This window comes from Pseudomonas sp. S3_G06 (assembly GCF_054667565.1).
Genome location: NZ_CP162738.1, coordinates 90344 through 108667 on the forward strand (window position 1 = coordinate 90344; position 18324 = coordinate 108667).

The following is an 18324-nucleotide window of genomic DNA, read 5'->3' on the forward strand; positions in this document are numbered from 1 at the left end:
GAGCAGGCTCGCTCCCACATTGGGAATGCGTTTCCCTGTAGGAGCTGCGGAACGCTGCGATCTTTTGATGTTGGTTTTAAAGATCAAAAGATCGCAGCCTCGTTTCACTCGTCAGCTCCTACAGGATTCTGTGCTTAAGCCACTGCACGATTCCCAGCCCTGCCGCGCGCCCACTGGCAAAACACCCGGTCAGCAAATACCCTCCGGTCGGCGCTTCCCAATCAAGCATCTCGCCAGCGCAAAACACCCCCGGCAACGTCTTGAGCATTAAGCGCTCATCCATCGCTTCGAATCTCACGCCACCAGCACTGCTGATCGCTTCATCCAGCGGACGGGTTTTCACCAGTGTCAGCGGCAACGCTTTGATCGCTCGCGCCAGGAGCGCCGGATCGGCGAAGGTTTCGGCGTCGGTCAGCTCGCGCAACAACGCGGCTTTAACCCCATCAATCCCCACCTGACTGTGCAGATGCTTGGCCATTGAGCGCGAACCACGTGGTTTGCTCAGCGCCGCCTGCAATTTATCCACAGGCCGGCCGGGCAGCAGGTCGATGTGGATAACCGCTGCGCCGTAGCGATTGATTTCCTCGCGTATCGGCGCCGACAGCGCATAGATCAGGCTGCCTTCAATGCCGGTGGCGGTGATCACGCATTCGCCCAGACGCGGGATATCGTCGTTTAACCCGATGGCGATGTTTTTCAGCGGTGCGCCGGCGAATTTGCTCACCATCAGCTCGCTCCAGGCTTGCACCTCGAAGCCGCAATTGCTTGGCTGCAACGGCGCCAGATCCACGCCGCGCTGCTCCAGCGGCAACATCCACGCGCCATCCGAGCCCAGGCGCGACCAACTGCCGCCGCCGAGGGCGAGCAGGGTGGCGTCGGGGTTTACGCTGATTTCGCCTTCCGGGCTGGCGATGCGCAGTGCACCGCTTGCGTCCCAGCCGAGCCAGCGATGGCGGGTGTGGATAACCACGCCGCTGTCGCGCAGGCGCTTGAGCCAGGCGCGCAACAGCGGGGCTGCTTTCATGTCGGTGGGGAACACGCGGCCGGAGCTGCCGATGAAGGTTTCGATGCCCAGATCGTGAATCCACTGGCACAAGGCATCGGCATCGAATGCGCGCAGCAGCGGGGCGATCTGCGGTGCGCGTTCAGCGTAGCGGGAGAGGAACGCCGGGTACGCTTCGGAATGGGTGATGTTCATGCCGCCGACCCCGGCCAGCAGGAACTTGCGCCCGACCGAGGGCATGCCGTCGTACACGTCGACGCGGATTCCGGCCTGGCTCAGCACTTCGGCGGCCATCAGGCCGGCGGGGCCACCGCCGATGATGGCGACGTGGGTGTTGGCGGGGGCGGAATTCTGGGTCATGGGCGTGCGCTGCGGTATGGCGGGACAAGGCGCGCATTCTAACAGCGCTGAACCCTGTGGGAGACACCATGTGGGAGCGAGCCTGCTCGCGAACGCGGTCTGTCAGTCAATTAGATGTTGTGGGTGCTAAAGCTTTCGCGAGCAGGCTCGCTCCCACCGGGGCTGCGGTGTATTTCGAGGCTGGTTAAAAAATAAACAGTGCGCTGGGCGCCTTGGGCAGCATGGCCTGCAGTCCCTTTCGCTCAGGTTATCCACAGGCAGTTCCACAGCGATTGTGGGTAACGCAGCACGTTTCAATGACAGCCGTGTGAATCCCACACTCGTTGCGCGCTGTGATGGAGGATGCCGTGGCGGCGGGCGAGGGCGTGGCGGTCCTTGCTGTAGCCGCCGCCGATCACCCCGACCACCGGAATGTCGCGGCCCAGGCAATGGCGCATCACCCGTTCATCGCGCTCGGCTACGCCCTCGTCGGTCAGTTGCAGATAACCAAGGGCATCGTCCTTGTGCACATCGACGCCGGCGTCGTAGAGCACCAGATCCGGTTGATACAGCGGCAGCAGGTAATTGAGCGTGTCATCGACCACCTGCAGATATTCGGCATCGCCCATGCCTTTGGGCAGCGGAATATCCCAGTCACTTTCGGCTTTGCGTGCGGGAAAATTCTTTTCGCAGTGCAGGGAAACGGTAATCGCCTCCGGCGTGTCATGCAGAATCCGCGCGGTGCCGTCGCCTTGATGCACGTCGCAATCGAAGATAAGCACGCGATTGACCCGGCCGCTCTGCAACAGGTACTGGCTGATGATCGCCAGGTCATTGAAGATGCAGAAGCCGGCAGGGTAATCGTAGTGAGCGTGATGGGTGCCGCCGGCCAGATGACAGGCGAGGCCATGCTCAAGGGCTTGCTCTGCCGCCAGGATCGAGCCGCCCACCGCGCGCACCGTGCGTCGCGCCAGCGCTTCGTTCCACGGCAGGCCGAGGCGCCGTTGGTCTTCGCGGGACAACTCGCCGCTCATGTAGCGTTCGATATAGCTGCGGTCATGGGCGAGGGCGAGGATGTCGTTGGGACAGATCTGCGGGCGCAGCAGGTCGGCGTCGCGGGTCAGGCCGCTGTCGACCAGGTGATCGCGCAGCAGCCGGAACTTGTCCATGGGAAAGCGGTGATCCGCGGGAAACTCGGGGCTGTAGTCTTCGTGATAGATCAACGGCAAGGGCATGGCTTGTTTCGCGCAGAACCAGGGAAAGAATGAACGATCCTACCAGCGATGTAGACTCAACGGCATGGGAAATGGAGGGGACGATGGAGCCGATACTGGAGCTGCAAAGCGCGCGTTTGTTGATGCGTCAGTGGCAGGACGAGGATTTGCCGGCATTCGCCGCGATGTGCGCCGATCCACAGGTGATGCGCTACTTTCCAGCGCCGTTGACCCGGCTCGAAAGTGCCGCGCTGATCGGTCGCGTGCGCGGGCATTTTGCCGAGCATGGCTTTGGCCTGTGGGCGCTGGAGCGCAAGGACACGGGCGAGTTCATCGGTTTCACCGGGTTGGGCTTGGTCGGCTTCGATGCGCCGTTTACCCCGGCGGTGGAGATCGGCTGGCGGCTGGCCAAGGAACACTGGGGCCTGGGTTACGCCAGCGAAGCGGCGTGGACCGCACTGCGCGCGGGTTTCGACCAGTTGAAACTGGAGGAAATCGTCTCGTTTACCGCCGGGCAGAATGCGCAGTCGGAGAAGGTCATGCAGGCGATCGGCATGCATCACGATCCGCAGGATGATTTCGATCACCCCAGGCTTGCGCTCGATCACCCGTTGCGCCGCCATGTCCTGTATCGCATCAGCCGCGAACAATGGCTGCAAACCTTGCATGAATAAGCCGACACGGACGTTTACAATGGCCGCCATCGTATTTGGCCCGTGCCAGAACCTGAATCGTCCGCCGCAGCCAAGACTGCGCGGCCATTGCTTTGTGTGAGGAGAGTCTGAATGAGCCAAGTGCTGGAAGATCTGGTCGATCTGCTGACCCTGGAACCGATCGAAGAAAACCTGTTCCGTGGTCGTAGTCAGGATCTGGGGTTCCGCCAGTTGTTCGGCGGTCAGGTGCTCGGCCAGTCGCTGTCGGCGGCCAGTCAGACGGTGGAAGAGGCGCGCCATGTGCACTCGTTGCACGGTTATTTCCTGCGCCCGGGCGATGCCAAGTTGCCGGTGGTCTATTCGGTTGATCGCGTGCGTGATGGCGGCAGCTTCAGCACCCGCCGCGTGACGGCGATCCAGAAGGGCCACCCGATCTTCACGTGCAGCGCTTCGTTTCAGTACGACGAAAAAGGCTTCGAGCATCAGGGCCAGATGCCAGCGGTGGTCGGCCCGGAAAACCTGCCCTCGGAGCTGGAACTGATCCAGCAGCGTGCGCACCTGATTCCCGAGCACATGCGTGAAAAACTGCTGTGCCCGAAACCGATCGAAGTACGCCCGGTCACCGAAAAGGATCCGTACAACCCGCAACCGGCCGATCCGATCAAATATGTGTGGTTCCGTGCCGACGGCGCCCTGGCCGACATTCCTGCGCTGCACAAATACCTGCTGGCGTACGCCTCGGACTTCGGCCTGCTGACCACTTCGATGCTGCCCCACGGCAAGTCGGTCTGGCAGAAAGACATGCAGGTCGCCAGCCTCGATCACGCGCTGTGGTTCCACAATGATCTGCGCGCCGATGACTGGTTGCTCTACGCGATGGACAGCCCGTGGGCCGGCAACTCCCGTGGTTTTTCCCGTGGCAGCGTGTTCAACCGCGCCGGGCAACTGGTCGCTTCGGTGACTCAGGAAGGCCTGATCCGCCATCGCAAGGACTGGGCATGAGCCTGACCGAGGTTCGTCATTGGGTGTTCGACATGGACGGCACGCTGACTGTCGCCGTGCATGATTTCGCGGCGATTCGTGTGGCGCTGGCGATTCCGCCCGAGGACGACATCCTCACTCATCTCGCTGCATTGCCAGCGGATGAAGCAGCGGCCAAGCATGCCTGGTTGCTTGAGCATGAACGCGATCTGGCGCTGGGCTCGACCCCGGCCACCGGCGCGGTGGAGCTGGTGCGCGACCTGCATGCGCGCGGTTATCGCCTCGGCATTCTCACGCGCAATGCGCGGGAGCTGGCACATGTCACGCTGGAGGCAATCGGCCTGGCCGACTGCTTCGCGGTCGAGGATGTGCTGGGTCGCGACGAAGCACCGCCAAAGCCGCATCCGGGCGGTTTGCTGAAACTGGCCGAGGCCTGGCAAGTGCCGGCCAGTGACATGGTGATGGTCGGTGATTACCGTTTTGATCTGGATTGCGGTCGAGCAGCGGGGGCGCGGACGGTATTGGTGAACCTGCCGGATAACCCGTGGCCGGAGTTGACCGATTGGCATGCGAAGGATTGTGTTGAGTTGCGGCGGATGCTGCAGGCCTGAGATGGTTGTTGTCTGATCGGACGCCTTCGCGAGCAGGCTCGCTCCCACAGGGGAATGCATGCCAAATGTGGCATTTATTCCAAATGTGGGAGCGAGCCTGCTCGCGAAGGGGCCGGTGGATTCAGCAAAAAACTCACTGATCAAACAACGCCTTCTGCCCCTCCGCCGACGTCAGCATGCCATCCCCGTCATGCCCGACCCCAGGCACTTCAATCAGCCGCTGATTGACCCCCTCAGGATGCCGGCGCAGCAAATAACCGAAATACAGCTTCCCGCGCATCAAGCGGTAAGCCCCTTGCGCCTCGGCCGCGCAGCTCTTGTCCAGCGCCGGATGTTCCGGGTCGACGTCCTGCTGCCCCAGCAGATAAATCACCTCGCGTTTGACGTAAGCGCTCTCGACCTGCAACGGCGTTTGCCCGCCGGCATACACCGGCATGTCCGCCAGGCCGTACTTCCAGCGATTGAAACCAGGACATTGCGCGTGATCGAACGCCACTGGCCGCTGCTCGTTGAAGTACGCATAAGAAGAAGGATTGGCCACCACATAGCGCAAGCGAATGCCGTTGGCCTTGAGCGCTGGCTGATCCTTGGCCAGCAGGGCGTAACGCTGCACCACCTGACCACCGCCGGAGTGGCCGAAAATCACGATCTGCTTTACGTCCGGAAACTGTTTGCGATCGCTGACCCGCGCGACGATTTCATCCAGCGCCGCGTAGGAGCTCAGCGGATTTGGCCCGGTGGACAAGCCGCCGCCCATCCACTCGTTGCCCTGCCAGCGCAGCACCGTCGGCGGCAAGGAATACAGGGTGACGTCGCTTTCATTGAGAAACTGCGGAGCGATCACCAGCGTGTGCGCGGTCTGCCCGGCGAGCTCGGCGGCGCTTTCCGCGCTTTTGCGGTAGGTCTCGGCGTTGCGCAGGCGACCGTGAATGACGATCAGCACCCGCTCGATCTTCTCCGGTGCCGGGCCGATGCCCACTGCCATTTCCCCGGCCTTGAGTTGCAGGCGACCGGGGCTGATCGCATCGACGCCGGCCGCTTGCGCGGTGCCGACGATGAACAGTAACGCCACAAGCCATTTATGCATTTACAGGGTTTTCGCCGCGAAGGTGTCGCACTGGCTTACCTGGCCTTGCGCGAATCCGGTTTTGAACCAGCGCACCCTTTGCGCTGACGTACCGTGGGTAAACGAGTCAGGCACCACGCGGCCCTGACCCTGTTGCTGCAAGCGATCATCGCCGATGGCGTTGGCGGCGTTCAAGGCTTCTTCGATGTCGCCCGGTTCCAGCCAGTTCAGGCGTTTCTGCGCGTTATACGCCCAGACACCGGCGAGACAGTCCGCCTGCAATTCCTGGCGAACCAGCAAGCCGCCGTCGCCCTCCATCTGCCGGCCTTGCTGACGCGCCGCCTGCATCTTCGCCGAGACGCCCAGCAGCGTCTGCACATGGTGGCCGACTTCGTGCGCAATCACGTAAGCCTGAGCGAAATCGCCGGCGGCTTTGAAGCGCTGCGACATTTCCTGAAAGAAGGCCATGTCCAGATAGACCTTCTGGTCGGCCGGGCAGTAGAACGGGCCGGTGGCAGAAGTGGCCATGCCGCACGCGGAGTTCACCCGGCTGCTGAACAGCACCAGTGTCGGGTCTTTGTATTGGCGTCCGGCCTGCTGGAAGATCGGACCCCAAGTGTCTTCGGTGTCGCCGAGAATCGAGCGGACGAATTCGGCCTGTTCATCATTGGCCGGTGGCGCCTGACGGGTTTGCGAAGTAGCCGCCGGTTGCTCCATCTGCCCGGTCAACTGGCCGAGGATCTGCATCGGGTCCTGGCCGGTGAGCCAGCCGATGCCGACAATCAGCACGATGGCCGTCAGGCTCAGGCCCTTGCCGCCACCGAAGCGCATGCCGCCGCCACCGCCGGCATCATCACCCCGGGCGTCGACGACGTTGTCACTGCGTCGGCCTTTTTTCCATAGCATGTGGGAATCCTCTTTTATTGCCGGTGATGAATCTGCTGGTGATGAGTGTTGCCGCTGTGTGAGTGTGGCGCCAGTCCGGTCGTCCGTCCATGCACACGCGCCCACATGGTGCGGGCCTGGTATTGACGGTCGAGCGAGCCGTGAATTCAATCCCGAGTGGAATTTCTTCCGTCGAATTCATGAACCCGCTGTTTCGACGGCAGTCTGTGATGTTGCACACTGGCCGGGCGCCGAAGTGGCGGGAATCTTGCCTCAAGGTTTTGCCTGGCGGCGGTTTCCCGGCGAAGAAGAGTGCAACCTGTGCGGTTGCTGAAAGCTCGGCCGACTATGATTGCCACAACGATTGCCGCCACCGCGAACGCTCGCCCGGATTTTTTTCAGAGATTGCCAATGACCGTCAGCACCCCGCTCTCCGGTGTCAACCAGCCCTTCAAGGGGATCTTGCTGATTGTCGTGGCGACGTTCCTGTTTTCCAGCCACGACGCGTTGTCGAAATACCTCTCCGGTTTTTATCCGATCGTGATGGTGGTGTGGGCGCGCTATGTGGTGCACACCTTGCTGATGGCGGGGATTTTCCTGCCGCAGTCCGGCTTGCGTGTGCTGCGCACCAAGAAACCGTTATGGCAGCTCGCCCGTGCCCTGTGCCTGCTCGGCACCAGCCTGTTTTTCACCACGGCGCTCCTGTACATCCCGCTGGCGGAAGCCACGGCGGTCAACTTTCTCGCGCCGGTACTGGTGACGGCGTTATCGGTGCCGTTGCTCAAGGAACGCGTGACGCGCGGGCAGTGGATTGCGGTGATCTGCGGCTTCATCGGCGTGCTGATCATCGTCCACCCGGGCGGCGAACTGTTTACCCCGGCGATCCTGCTGCCGTTCTGCTCGGCGCTGTTCTTCTGCTTCTACCAATTGCTGACGCGCAAGCTCGCCGAAGTGGACAGCCCGACCACCAGCAACTTCTTTGCCGGGCTGTGCAATACCCTGGTGATGAGCGCGCTGGTGCCGTTCTTCTGGCAGGTGCCGACGTGGACTCACGCCGCGCTGATGCTCGCGCTGGGCAGTTGCGGGATGACGGCGCATCTGTTCCTGACCCAGGCCTTCCGTCACGCCGCACCGGCATTGCTCGCGCCATTCGGCTATTGCCAGATCGTCTTTGCCGGGTTGTTGGGCTGGCTGCTGTTCAATCACACCCCGAGCGGGTTGACGGTGATTGGTATCGCAGTGATCTGTTGCAGCGGATTGGCGGCAGCGTGGCAGCAGAGCCGGCGCTGAAGAGGAGCAAAGATCCCTTTTAGGAGCTGACGAGTGAAATGAGGCTGCGATCTTTTGATCTTAAACAGCAAGATCAAAAGATCGCAGCGTTCCGCAGCTCCTACAGGGGCAATTTAGCGGGTTATTCGACGGTCGGAATCTTGCGCGGTGCCATGAAGTACATCCACGTCAGTGCGAGGAAGTACATCGCCGGAATCAGCGTGAATAGCACCGTGTAGTTGTTGTTGGTGACGGTGAGGATGTGGCCGACGATCTGGGTCATGAACATCCCGCCGATCGCTGCGCACATGCCGCCGAAGCCGAACACCGTGCTCATCATGTGCTTGGGCGTGTAGTCCATCACCAGGCTCCAGATGTTCGCAGTCCAGGCCTGATGCGCGCCGATCGCCAGCGAGATCGCCGCCACCGCCACCCACAGATTCGCCGAGCCGGCAGCCATGACCACGCCGATGATGCAGCAGGCAAACAGCAACATCGACAGCAGCCGCGCCTTGATCGAGTTCATGCCGCGACCGATCAGGAACGAGGACAGAATCCCGCCGCCGACACTGCCGAAGTCAGCCGTGACGTAAATGATGATCAGCGGAATACCCATCTGCGTGACGTTGATGCCGAGGTTGTATTGCTGATTGAGAAACGGCGGCAGCCAGTACAGATAGAACCAGAACACCGGCGCGGTCAGCGAGTAGGCGAGGGCGAAGGCCCAGGTGCCGCGCATGCGCAGGATCTTGCTGAACGGCACGCGGGCCTGTTCCGGTTCGACTTGCTGCTGGATGTAATCGAGCTCCGACTGTTTCACCGTCGGGTGATCTTCCGGATTGAAATACTTCAAGCCCCAGAACAACAGCCAGATGCCGCCGAGTGCCGCCATGCACAGAAACGCCGCTTGCCAGCCCCACACATGCAGGACCAGTGGCAGCAGCATCGGCGTGAACATCGCGCCGACGTTGGTGCCGGCGTTGAAAATGCCGGTAGCGACTGCACGCTCACCGGCTGGGAACCACAGGCGCGTGGTCTTCACGCAGGCCGGGTAGTTGGCCGCTTCCGTCAGACCGAGGATGAAGCGGCAGACCATGAAGCCGACCGCCGAGGTCGCCAGGCCATGGGCGCCGGTCGCCAGGCTCCAGAGCAGCACGGCGCAGAAGAACACGCGCTTGACGCCGACCCGGTCGATCAAACGTCCCTGCAGGACAAAACCGATCGCGTAGCCGACCTGAAACCAGAAGTTGATGTTGGCGTAATCCATCGCCGTCCAGCTCATTTCCTTGGCGAGGATCGGCTGCATGACGCCAAGGGCGGCGCGGTCGATGTAGTTGAGGGTGGTGGCGAAAAACACCAGCGCCAGCATGCCCCAGCGGGTCTTGCCGACAGCCATGGCGCCGCGGATCTTGTCGCCAATGCCACCCGTGGCAGTGCTCATGGCCGGAGCCATGCGGGAAGTCTGTGAAGGAATCATGTGTTCCACCCGTTTTTGGATTTGTTATTTGGTGTTCTTTTCTGTCGAACACCTTGCCCGGTGGTTAGTGGCCGGACTCGATGTGCAACCGATGTTGGGCAGTGAACAAAAAATCGTCAATTCGCCAAATCGCCTTAGTGTTCGATAATCGCACGCAAAACTAACCGGGTAGTACACTTTAAATTGCTGCGCGCAGGGATGCAGCCAATAATTTGCTCATCCTATAAAAGCGGCGCGGCTCACGCAGCCGCCGTCTCCAAACGGGAGTTGAAACATGCAGCGTTCCATTGCCACCGTTTCCTTGAGCGGCACCCTGCCGGAAAAACTCGAAGCCATTGCCGCCGCCGGGTTCGACGGCGTGGAGATTTTCGAAAACGACCTCCTGTACTACGACGGCAGCCCACGGGAAATTAAACAGATGTGCGCCGATCTGGGGATCGCCATCACCCTGTTTCAGCCGTTCCGTGACTTCGAAGGCTGCCGCCGCGATCGCCTGGCGCGCAACCTCGAGCGTGCCGAGCGCAAATTCGATCTGATGCAGGAACTTGGCACCGACCTGGTGCTGGTCTGCAGCAACGCCTCGCCGGACAGTGTCGGCGATCAGCAAATCCTCGTCGATGATTTGCGCCTGCTGGCCGAACGCGCCGGCGCCCGTGGCTTGCGCATCGGTTACGAAGCGCTGGCGTGGGGCCGTCACGTCAATACTTATCAACAGGTCTGGGACATCGTCCGTCAGGCTGATCACCCCAACCTCGGCGTGCTGCTCGACAGCTTTCACACTCTGTCGCTGAAGGGCGATCCCAGCGCGATCGCCGACATTCCCGGCGACAAGATCTTCTTCGTGCAAATGGCCGACGCGCCGATCCTGGCCATGGACGTGCTGGAGTGGAGCCGGCATTTCCGCTGTTTCCCGGGGCAGGGCGAATTCGATCTGCCGGGTTTCCTCGCACCGATCATCAAGAGTGGCTATACCGGGCCGTTGTCACTGGAAATCTTCAACGACGGCTTCCGCGCCGCGCCCCCGCGAGCCAACGCCGCCGACGGATTGCGCTCGCTGCTGTATCTGGAAGAGAAGACCCGTCAGCGTCTCGAGCAGGAAGCGCCGCCGGTGGCCAACCGTGACATTCTTTTCGAAACGCCGCCGGCCAGCGAATACAACGGCGTTGAATTTCTCGAGTTTGCCGTCGACGAAGCGCTGGGCGCGAAGCTCAGTCACTGGCTGCAACGCCTCGGTTTTGCCAAGGCCGGGCAGCATCGCTCCAAGAGCGTCAGCCTGCTGCGTCAGGGCGATATCAACCTGATCCTAAACTCCGAGCCGTATTCGTTCGCCCACAGCTTTTTCGAAGCTCACGGCCCGTCGCTGTGCGCCACGGCCGTGCGGGTCAAGGACAGCGCCAGTGCGCTCGCCCGCGCCGTCGCTTACAAGGGGCAGCCCTATCGCGGCCTGGTCGGGCCGAATGAACTGGAACTGGCGGCGGTGCGCGCACCGGACGGCAGCCTGATTTATCTGGTCGATGCGGACGCCGACGTGTACGGCACCGATTTCAATCTGTTGCCCGACGCGCAGACCGGCGGCGGCCTCAAGCGTATCGATCACATGGCCATGGCACTGCCGGCGGACAGCCTCGACAGTTGGGTGCTGTTTTACAAAAGCCTGCTGGATTTCGAAGCCGACGATGAAGTGGTGCTGCCCGATCCGTACGGTCTGGTGAAGAGCCGCGCACTGCGCAGTCGCGACAGCTCGATCCGGCTGCCGCTGAACATCTCCGAGAACCGCAACACTGCCATTTCGCATGCGCTATCGAGTTATCGCGGCTCCGGTGTGCACCACATCGCCTTCGATTGTGACGACATCTTCGCCCAGGTCAGTCGCGCCAAGGAGGCTGGTGTGCCGCTGCTGGACATCCCGCTGAATTACTACGACGACCTTGCGGCGCGTTTCGATTTCGACGATGAATTCCTCAGCGAACTGGCCTATTACAACGTGCTCTACGACCGTGATGCCCAGGGCGGCGAGTTGTTTCATGTCTACACCGAGCCGTTCGAGGGGCGGTTCTTCTTCGAGATCATCCAGCGCAAGAATGGCTATGCCGGCTACGGCGCGGCCAACGTCGCGGTGCGGCTGGCGGCGATGGCCAAATCGCGCAGTGGTGCGGTGCGTCAGGCGAAGTTGTAGGGAATTCGTAAACGCGGGATTAAACACCGGCTGCGCGGCTTCCTTCACTGTCCCGCGCGGCCCATAATCGCCAGCTTGTGCAGTGATGGCCGTGAGCCCGCGATGACCATGAATTCAGAACTTTCCGCCGCTGCTGTCGAGTCCGAGGCAGTGCCGCGCAAGAGTCGCAAGAACAATCCGGAAAAGACCCGCGAGAACATTCTCCAGGAGGCGATCGTCGAGTTCGTCCAGCAGGGCTTGTCCGGCGCTCGCGTCGACGCGATCGCCGAGCGCATCCACACCTCCAAGCGCATGATCTATTACTACTTCGGCAGCAAGGAGCAGTTGTACGTCGAGGTGTTGGAGAAGCTTTACGGCGATATCCGCAGCACGGAAAACCGCCTGCACCTGGACGAACTGCCGCCTGAGCTGGCGATCCGTCGGTTGGTGGAATTCACCTTCGACCACCACGATCACAACGTCGATTTCGTGCGCATTGTCAGCATCGAAAACATCCACAACGCCGAGTACGTAAAGCGTTCCGATGCGATCAAGGCGCTGAACAACACGATCCTCGATACCTTGGGCGGGATTCTGCAACGAGGCGCGGACGAAGGTCTGTTCCGGCGTGGCATCGATGCGCTGGACGTGCATCTGCTGATCAGTTCGTTCTGCTTCTATCGCGTGTCGAACCGCCACACGCTGGGGGAAATCTTCCAGATCGACCTGCCGGACGAAACCATCAAGCAGCGCCACCGCGAGATGATCTGCGAATCGGTGTTGCGCTACCTGAAGGCCTGAATCGATCTTCCCTGTGGGAGCGAGCCTGCTCGCGAAAGCGGTGCGTCAGTCGCCCTGTTCGTTGACTGAATCGACGCCTTCGCGAGCAGGCTCGCTCCCACAGAGTTACCCTGTTGTTCAGCCACTCATGCTCTGAAAATGCTCGAGCATGCGCTGCGCATCCGGCACCACGCCGCTGAACAGTTCAAACGCCTTCACCGCCTGAAACACCGCCATGTTGCCGCCATCCAGCGTGCGGCAACCCAAGGCGCGGGCGTCGCGCAGCAGTTCGGTTTCCAGGGGGAAATACACAATCTCCGCGACCCACATTTCCTTGCGCAGCAACCCGGCCGGCACCGGTGAGCCCGGCAGCTTGGCCATGCCCATCGGCGTGGTATTGACCAGACCATCGGCCTGCGCCAGCGCCCTGGGCAAATCCGCTCCGGCCTGTGCGCGACTGGGGCCGAAATGTTGATTCAGATTGTTTGCCAGGCTCTCGGCACGCTCGCGGTCGACATCAAAAATCGTCAATTGCCGTACGCCTTCGCTGAGCAGCGCGTGGGCCACCGCCGCGCCAGCGCCACCGGCGCCCATCTGGACTACACGTTCACGGGCAGCGTCCGTCAGACCCCGGCGAAAACCCTCGGCGAAACCGAGGCAATCGGTGTTATGGCCGACACGCTTGCCGTCCTTCAGCACCACCGTGTTCACCGCGCCAATGCCACGGGCTTCCGGCGACAACTCATCGAGCAGCGGGATGACCGCCTGTTTGCACGGGAAAGTGATGTTCAGCCCGGTGTAATTCATCCGCTCCGCCGCTTGCAGCAAGTCGGGCAGAGCCGTGCTGTCGAGGCGCAATTGATCGAGGTCGATGAGCTGGTACAGATAACGCAGGCCCTGCGCATCACCTTCGTGCTCATGCAGTGCCGGCGTGCGTGAAGCCTGAATCCCGGCGCCGATCAGCCCGGCGAGTATCACCCTGGAACGCGACATGGTTCTTACCTCTGCAACCGCTGACCGAAATGCTCCAGCGCCAGGCGGTAGCCATGGCTGCCGAACCCGCACATCACCGCCGTGGCAATGCCGGAAACAAATGAATGATGACGAAACGGCTCACGGGCGTGGACATTGGACAGGTGCACCTCGATCACCGGCAATTCACTGGCGACCAGTGCATCGCGAATCGCCACGGACGTATGCGTCCACGCCGCCGGATTGATCACGATCCCGGCACAACGACCGCGCGCGGCGTGAATCCAGTCGAGCAGCTCGCCTTCATGATTGGTCTGGCGAAATTCCACGGTCAGACCGAACTCGTCAGCCGCGCGACCACACAGCGCGGAAATATCCGCCAGGGTTTCATGACCATAAGTCGCCGGCTCGCGGGTGCCGAGCAGGTTCAGGTTCGGGCCGTTAAGCACCAGAACGGTAGGGGACATGGGGTAACTCCACTTCTTGTTTTTGGCATCGGCCGAGAGGTTCCGGCCTGTGGAGATAAAATGTACTAGATGGTTACATCGGTCAATTGCCGAGAAATGACCAAGGCGTTTTGTGTTCGGTGATCGCACAGGCGCGCAATCAGGCGAGCCGTGAGAACTTTGCTTACTCTTTTTCTGCTCCTGCCGCTGTTCCGGAACGGATGACCACGCTAGCCTTCGGCGCGCTATGACCCCGATGAAGACAAGGTGCTGCTGTCCTTGATCGGCAAGTTGGAAGGAGTTGAGATCGAATTATGAAAGTCATCAAGGCAAAACCGTCGGAGCATCGCCCCCTGACGGAAGAATGCTCGATGCCGCCATCACACTTGGCGAAGTACGACAGGCCAATAGTTTGCAGGCCGTGTCAGTGAGCTTCGAAGAATCCTCTTTGGTCATTCGTTTCGAGGACGGCAGCGGTGTGTTGCTTCCGGTGAAGCTGTATCCCGAATTCGCGGGGTTTGAAGCGGCCGATTATGCAAGCCTGACGATCGGCTTCGGCGGCACTGCGCTGTGCCATGAGGGCAAGGATCTGGATATTTCCATTGCCGGCATGATTTCAGCAAGGCCGCCGCTTATGCGCATGGCCGCGTCGGTCGTCGCATCGCGCAACGGGCGTCAAAGCAGCGCTGCGAAATCTGCGGCAGCGCGAGCCAATGGCAAAAAAGGCGGGCGTCCACGCAAAACTGATATCGCGCCATAGCACCCACAAAAAAGCCGTCAATCACGACGGCTTTTCCGTATCAGCTACCCGCAATCAACGCCGGGTCAGCAGCACACCGGATTCCATGTGATGGGTCCACGGGAACTGATCAAACATCGCGCACTTGGTAATGCGGTGGGTGTCATGCAACTGGGCGATGTTGGCCGCCAGGGTGTCCGGGTTGCAGGAGATGTAGAGGATATTGTCGAAGCGCCGGGTCAGTTCGCAGGTGTCCGGGTCCATGCCGGCGCGTGGTGGGTCGACGAAGACGCTGCCGAATTCGTAGCTCTTCAGATCGATGCCGTGCAGGCGACGGAACGGGCGCACTTCGTTGAGCGCTTCGGTCAGCTCCTCGGCGGACAAACGCACCAGCGTGACGTTATCCACAGCGTTTTCGCTGAGATTGCTCAGGGCCGCGTTGACCGAAGTCTTGCTGATCTCAGTGGCGAGCACTTTGCGCACGCGAGTCGCCAGCGGCAGGGTGAAGTTGCCGTTGCCGCAGTACAACTCGAGCAGATCGTCGCTGCGATCGCCCAAGGCTTCGTATGCCCAATTGAGCATCTTCTGGTTCACCGTGCCGTTGGGCTGGGTGAACGCGCCTTCGGGCTGGCGATAGCTGAAGGTGCGACCGCCGACTTCGAGTTTCTCGACGACATAGTCCTGACCGAGCACTTCGCGCTTGCCTTTGGAGCGGCCGATGATGCTCACGCCGAGATCGGCCGACAACTTCGTTGCTGCCGCATGCCAGTGCTCGTCCAGCGGACGGTGATAGCACAGGGTGATCATCGCGTCGCCGGCCAGCGTGGTCAGAAATTCGACCTGGAACAACTTGTGGCTCAGTGCCGAACTGGCTTGCCACGCGGCCTTCAACTGCGGCATCAACTGGTTGATGCGCAGGCTGGCAATCGGAAATTCCTCAATGAGGATCGGCGTGCGTTTGTCGTCCTGAGAGAACATCGCGTAATGCCGTTCGCCGCCCTCGCGCCACAGGCGGAATTCGGCGCGCAGGCGGAAGTTCTGCAACGGCGAATCAAACACCGTCGGCGCAGGTGCATCGAACGGTGCCAGCAGATCACGCAAGCGCGTGACCTTGGCTTCGAGTTGTTCGGCGTAGGCTTGGGAATCGAAACTCATGCGTTGAACCAACCCAACTTGATCACAAACAGAATCGACAGAATCACCAGAGCCGGGTTCAGCTCACGGGCACGGCCGGACAGCAGCTTGATGGCAGTCCAGGCGATGAAGCCGAAGGCGATGCCGTTGGCGATCGAATAGGTGAACGGCATGGCCAGCGCGGTGACCACAACCGGCGCCGCCACGGTGATGTCGTCCCAGTCTATTTCCGCGAGGCCGGAAGTCATCAGCACGGCGACGAACAGCAGCGCTGGCGCGGTGGCGAATGCCGGAACGCTGGCCGCCAGTGGCGAGAAGAACAGCGCCAGCAGGAACAGGATTGCCACGACGATGGCGGTCAGGCCCGTGCGGCCACCGGCACTGACGCCGGCAGCGGATTCGATGTAACTGGTCGTGGTCGAAGTACCCAGCAGCGAGCCGGCCATGGCCGCCGTACTGTCGGCGATCAGTGCACGGCCCATTTTCGGCATGTGGCCGTCCTTGCCCATCAGGCCGGCGCGCTTGGCGACGCCGATCAGGGTCCCGGAGTTGTCGAACAGGTCGACGAACAGGAAGGCGAAAATCACGCTGACCAGACCGATGTCCAGTGCCCCTTTGATGTCCAGTTGCAGGAAGGTCGGCGCCAGCGACGGCGGCATCGACAGGATGCCGCCGAACTCGGTGACGTTCAGCACGATCGAGGCGATGGTCACTGCCAGAATGCCGATCAGCACTGCGCCGCGCACTTTCAGCGCTTCGAGAGCTACGATCACGGCGAAGCCGACGGTGGCCAGAATCGGCGCCGGTTTGGTCAGATCGCCAAGGCCGACCATGGTCGCCGGGTTGCTGACCACGATACCGGCGTTGTGCAGGGCGATCAGCGCCAGGAACAGGCCGATACCGGCGGCGATCGCCGAGCGCAGCGGCAGTGGAATGGCGTTGATGATCCATTCACGGATGCGGAAGATCGACAGCAGGAAAAACAGCACGGCGGAAATGAACACCGCACCCAGCGCCACCTGCCAGGTGTGGCCCATGTGCAGCACCACGGTGTAGGTAAAGAAGGCGTTCAGGCCCATGCCCGGAGCGAGGGCGATCGGGTAGTTGGCGATCAGGCCCATCACGGTCGAGCCGATGGCGGCCGCCAGACAGGTGGCGACAAAGATCGCGCCTTTGTCCATGCCGGTCTCGCCGAGGATGCTCGGGTTGACGAACAGAATGTAAGCCATGGCCAGGAAAGTCGTGACGCCCGCAAGAATTTCGGTGCGCACGTTGGTGTTGTGTGCCTTGAGTTGAAACAGCCTTTCCAGCATGTCTGCTCCCCGTGGCGCGCGTGGCGCCGTGAATGTATCGACCTCAACAGCAAAGCACAGACCGTCGCAAGCGCCTGGGAAATTGTCGTGGGCCGGAAAAAGCCGCGCATCATACCAGCCGCGTGAGGAATTTGGCGGATGTTGGTGTCGATCGTCGGCGAAGTTTTGCGCAGCCGACAACTGCGCCATACTGCGCGCTGATTTTTTGGAGTGGGCAGGCATGCGCAACGGCGGGATCAGGATTTTCGGATGGATTGCAGCACTGCTGCTGACAGCTCCGGCGTTCGCGGCATCGGCGCCGCCACTCTCCGAGGTGAAGGTGATCAAAGTGCAGTCACCGTCCTGCGGCCTGGAAGATATTGCCGATAACCAGCCGCAAACCCAATGCAATCACAGCGGGCCGAATATCAAAGTCTATGTGCTGGAAGTCGGCTATGGCCAGAACCAGCCACACGTGACTTTGGATGGCTTCGAGGTCAACGGCACCCGAGGTCCGGTGTGCGCCTTCGATAATGGCAATCTCACTGAATGCACCCCTGGCAGCAAAACCGTCGGTTCTCTTTATACCTTCGATCTGGCCGGCAAACAGCAAGGCACCTTCAACTTCAGCAACACCTCGATCAACGCTCCGCGCAACACGCTTTCGACTCAGCTTTACATCAAGTAACGGCTGTCTGCGAACAAGGTGGGACAAAGCTGACTACGCTTGACTGACTACCCAGCGGAAAGCGCCCATGACTTCCAGAGCCCTGATTGCCCTCGCCGAAGGCATCGACGATTTGCAAAGCGTGACCTTGATCGACGTGCTGCGCCGCGCCGGCATCGAAGTGGTCGCCGCCAGCATCGAAGGCCGGCGCATGCTGACCTGCGCACGCGGCACCCGGCTGACCGCCGACGGCATGCTCGTCGATGTACTGGCACAGACTTTTGACCTGATTGTCCTGCCGGGCGGTGTCGTCGGTTCCCTTCATCTGGCGGCGCATCAGCCCTTGCAGCAGTTGCTCAAGGACCAAGCCAGCGCCGGCCGCCTGTTCGCCGCCATCGGCGAAGCCCCAGCCACCGCCCTCCAGGTATCAGGCGTGCTGCGCCAGCGACGCATGACCTGCCTGCCCGGCGCCAGCCATCAGTTGTCCGGCTGTACGTTTGTTGATCAACCGGTGGTGGTCGACGGCAACTGCATCACCGCGCAAGGCTCGGGCGCGGCACTGGAATTTGCCCTGACCCTGGTCGAGCAGCTTGGTGGCAAGGCATTGCGGGCGAGGGTGGCGGGAGAGTTGATGGCCTGAC

At 61.3% G+C, this 18324-nt stretch carries 17 protein-coding genes and 1 pseudogene; 9 read left to right on the forward strand and 9 right to left on the reverse strand.

Features of this window, described 5'->3' with window-relative positions:
* Window positions 1–118: 118 nt before the first annotated feature.
* Together AB4N47_RS00405 and AB4N47_RS00410 are read right to left on the reverse strand one after the other, a co-directional pair.
* A complete protein-coding gene (locus AB4N47_RS00405; protein ID WP_341639240.1) occupies window positions 119–1363 on the reverse strand; it encodes a TIGR03862 family flavoprotein in 1245 nt (414 codons plus the stop codon).
* A gap of 293 nt (window positions 1364–1656) precedes the next feature.
* Window positions 1657–2577 carry a histone deacetylase family protein gene (locus AB4N47_RS00410; protein ID WP_264365807.1) on the reverse strand — a complete coding sequence of 307 codons (921 nt, stop codon included), beginning with the start codon at window positions 2575–2577 and terminating at the stop codon, window positions 1657–1659.
* 83 nt (window positions 2578–2660) lie between these two features.
* On the opposite strand from AB4N47_RS00410, the gene AB4N47_RS00415 reads away from it, so the two are divergent.
* The 3 genes from AB4N47_RS00415 (at window position 2661) to AB4N47_RS00425 (ending at window position 4801) form a co-directional block, all read left to right on the forward strand.
* Window positions 2661–3230, forward strand: coding sequence for a GNAT family N-acetyltransferase (locus AB4N47_RS00415; RefSeq protein WP_341639239.1), 570 nt, complete (start codon window positions 2661–2663; stop codon window positions 3228–3230).
* 111 nt (window positions 3231–3341) lie between these two features.
* Entirely contained in the window at window positions 3342–4211 is an 870-nt protein-coding gene (tesB, locus tag AB4N47_RS00420; RefSeq protein ID WP_016773073.1) for an acyl-CoA thioesterase II, read from the forward strand.
* The gene (locus AB4N47_RS00425; RefSeq protein ID WP_056790576.1) at window positions 4208–4801 is read left to right on the forward strand and encodes an HAD family hydrolase; all 594 of its coding nucleotides are present in this window, start codon (window positions 4208–4210) and stop codon (window positions 4799–4801) included. Before tesB ends, AB4N47_RS00425 begins: the two co-directional genes overlap by 4 nt.
* A 133-nt stretch (window positions 4802–4934) precedes the next feature.
* On the opposite strand, the gene AB4N47_RS00430 is transcribed toward AB4N47_RS00425, so the two are convergent.
* Both AB4N47_RS00430 and ypfJ read right to left on the reverse strand, forming a co-directional pair.
* A complete protein-coding gene (locus AB4N47_RS00430) occupies window positions 4935–5888 on the reverse strand; it encodes an alpha/beta fold hydrolase (RefSeq protein WP_125925955.1) in 954 nt (317 codons plus the stop codon).
* A complete protein-coding gene (ypfJ, locus tag AB4N47_RS00435) occupies window positions 5889–6773 on the reverse strand; it encodes a KPN_02809 family neutral zinc metallopeptidase (RefSeq protein WP_341639238.1) in 885 nt (294 codons plus the stop codon).
* Between the two features lie 390 nt (window positions 6774–7163).
* Here ypfJ and AB4N47_RS00440 point away from each other — a divergent pair, with 390 nt between their 5' ends.
* Window positions 7164–8042, forward strand: a complete 879-nt coding sequence (locus AB4N47_RS00440; protein WP_016773077.1) for a DMT family transporter — start codon at window positions 7164–7166, stop codon at window positions 8040–8042.
* Between the two features lie 121 nt (window positions 8043–8163).
* Here AB4N47_RS00440 and AB4N47_RS00445 read toward each other — a convergent pair whose 3' ends face one another.
* Entirely contained in the window at window positions 8164–9498 is a 1335-nt protein-coding gene (locus AB4N47_RS00445; protein ID WP_041477757.1) for an MFS transporter, read from the reverse strand.
* A 274-nt stretch (window positions 9499–9772) separates the two neighbouring features.
* Between AB4N47_RS00445 and quiC the strand changes: the two genes are divergently transcribed.
* Both quiC and AB4N47_RS00455 read left to right on the forward strand, forming a co-directional pair.
* Window positions 9773–11674 carry a 3-dehydroshikimate dehydratase QuiC gene (gene quiC, locus AB4N47_RS00450; protein ID WP_024014416.1) on the forward strand — a complete coding sequence of 634 codons (1902 nt, stop codon included), beginning with the start codon at window positions 9773–9775 and terminating at the stop codon, window positions 11672–11674.
* Window positions 11675–11776: 102 nt separating this feature from the next.
* Window positions 11777–12454, forward strand: coding sequence for a TetR/AcrR family transcriptional regulator (locus AB4N47_RS00455; RefSeq protein WP_024014415.1), 678 nt, complete (start codon window positions 11777–11779; stop codon window positions 12452–12454).
* Between the two features lie 117 nt (window positions 12455–12571).
* Here AB4N47_RS00455 and AB4N47_RS00460 read toward each other — a convergent pair whose 3' ends face one another.
* A complete protein-coding gene (locus AB4N47_RS00460; protein ID WP_460154385.1) occupies window positions 12572–13426 on the reverse strand; it encodes a shikimate dehydrogenase in 855 nt (284 codons plus the stop codon).
* A 5-nt stretch (window positions 13427–13431) separates the two neighbouring features.
* On the reverse strand, window positions 13432–13872 hold the full coding sequence (gene aroQ / locus AB4N47_RS00465; protein ID WP_341639236.1) for a type II 3-dehydroquinate dehydratase: 441 nt from the start codon (window positions 13870–13872) through the stop codon (window positions 13432–13434).
* A gap of 293 nt (window positions 13873–14165) precedes the next feature.
* Between aroQ and AB4N47_RS00470 the strand changes: the two are divergent.
* Window positions 14166–14611 (forward strand): annotated as a pseudogene (locus tag AB4N47_RS00470) (DUF2442 domain-containing protein).
* 54 nt (window positions 14612–14665) lie between these two features.
* Here AB4N47_RS00470 and trmA read toward each other — a convergent pair.
* On the reverse strand, window positions 14666–15745 hold the full coding sequence (gene trmA / locus AB4N47_RS00475; protein WP_263217720.1) for a tRNA (uridine(54)-C5)-methyltransferase TrmA: 1080 nt from the start codon (window positions 15743–15745) through the stop codon (window positions 14666–14668).
* The gene (locus AB4N47_RS00480) at window positions 15742–17037 is read right to left on the reverse strand and encodes an NCS2 family permease (protein ID WP_071173664.1); all 1296 of its coding nucleotides are present in this window, start codon (window positions 17035–17037) and stop codon (window positions 15742–15744) included. The genes trmA and AB4N47_RS00480 overlap by 4 nt, the downstream gene beginning before the upstream one ends.
* Before the next feature lie 220 nt (window positions 17038–17257).
* On the opposite strand from AB4N47_RS00480, the gene AB4N47_RS00485 reads away from it, so the two are divergent.
* Window positions 17258–17704 carry a DUF4879 domain-containing protein gene (locus AB4N47_RS00485; RefSeq protein WP_341639295.1) on the forward strand — a complete coding sequence of 149 codons (447 nt, stop codon included), beginning with the start codon at window positions 17258–17260 and terminating at the stop codon, window positions 17702–17704.
* Between the two features lie 67 nt (window positions 17705–17771).
* Window positions 17772–18323: a DJ-1 family glyoxalase III gene (locus AB4N47_RS00490; RefSeq protein ID WP_341639235.1), complete on the forward strand. Its 552-nt coding sequence runs from the start codon at window positions 17772–17774 to the stop codon at window positions 18321–18323.
* The last annotated feature ends 1 nt before the right edge of the window (window position 18324 follow it).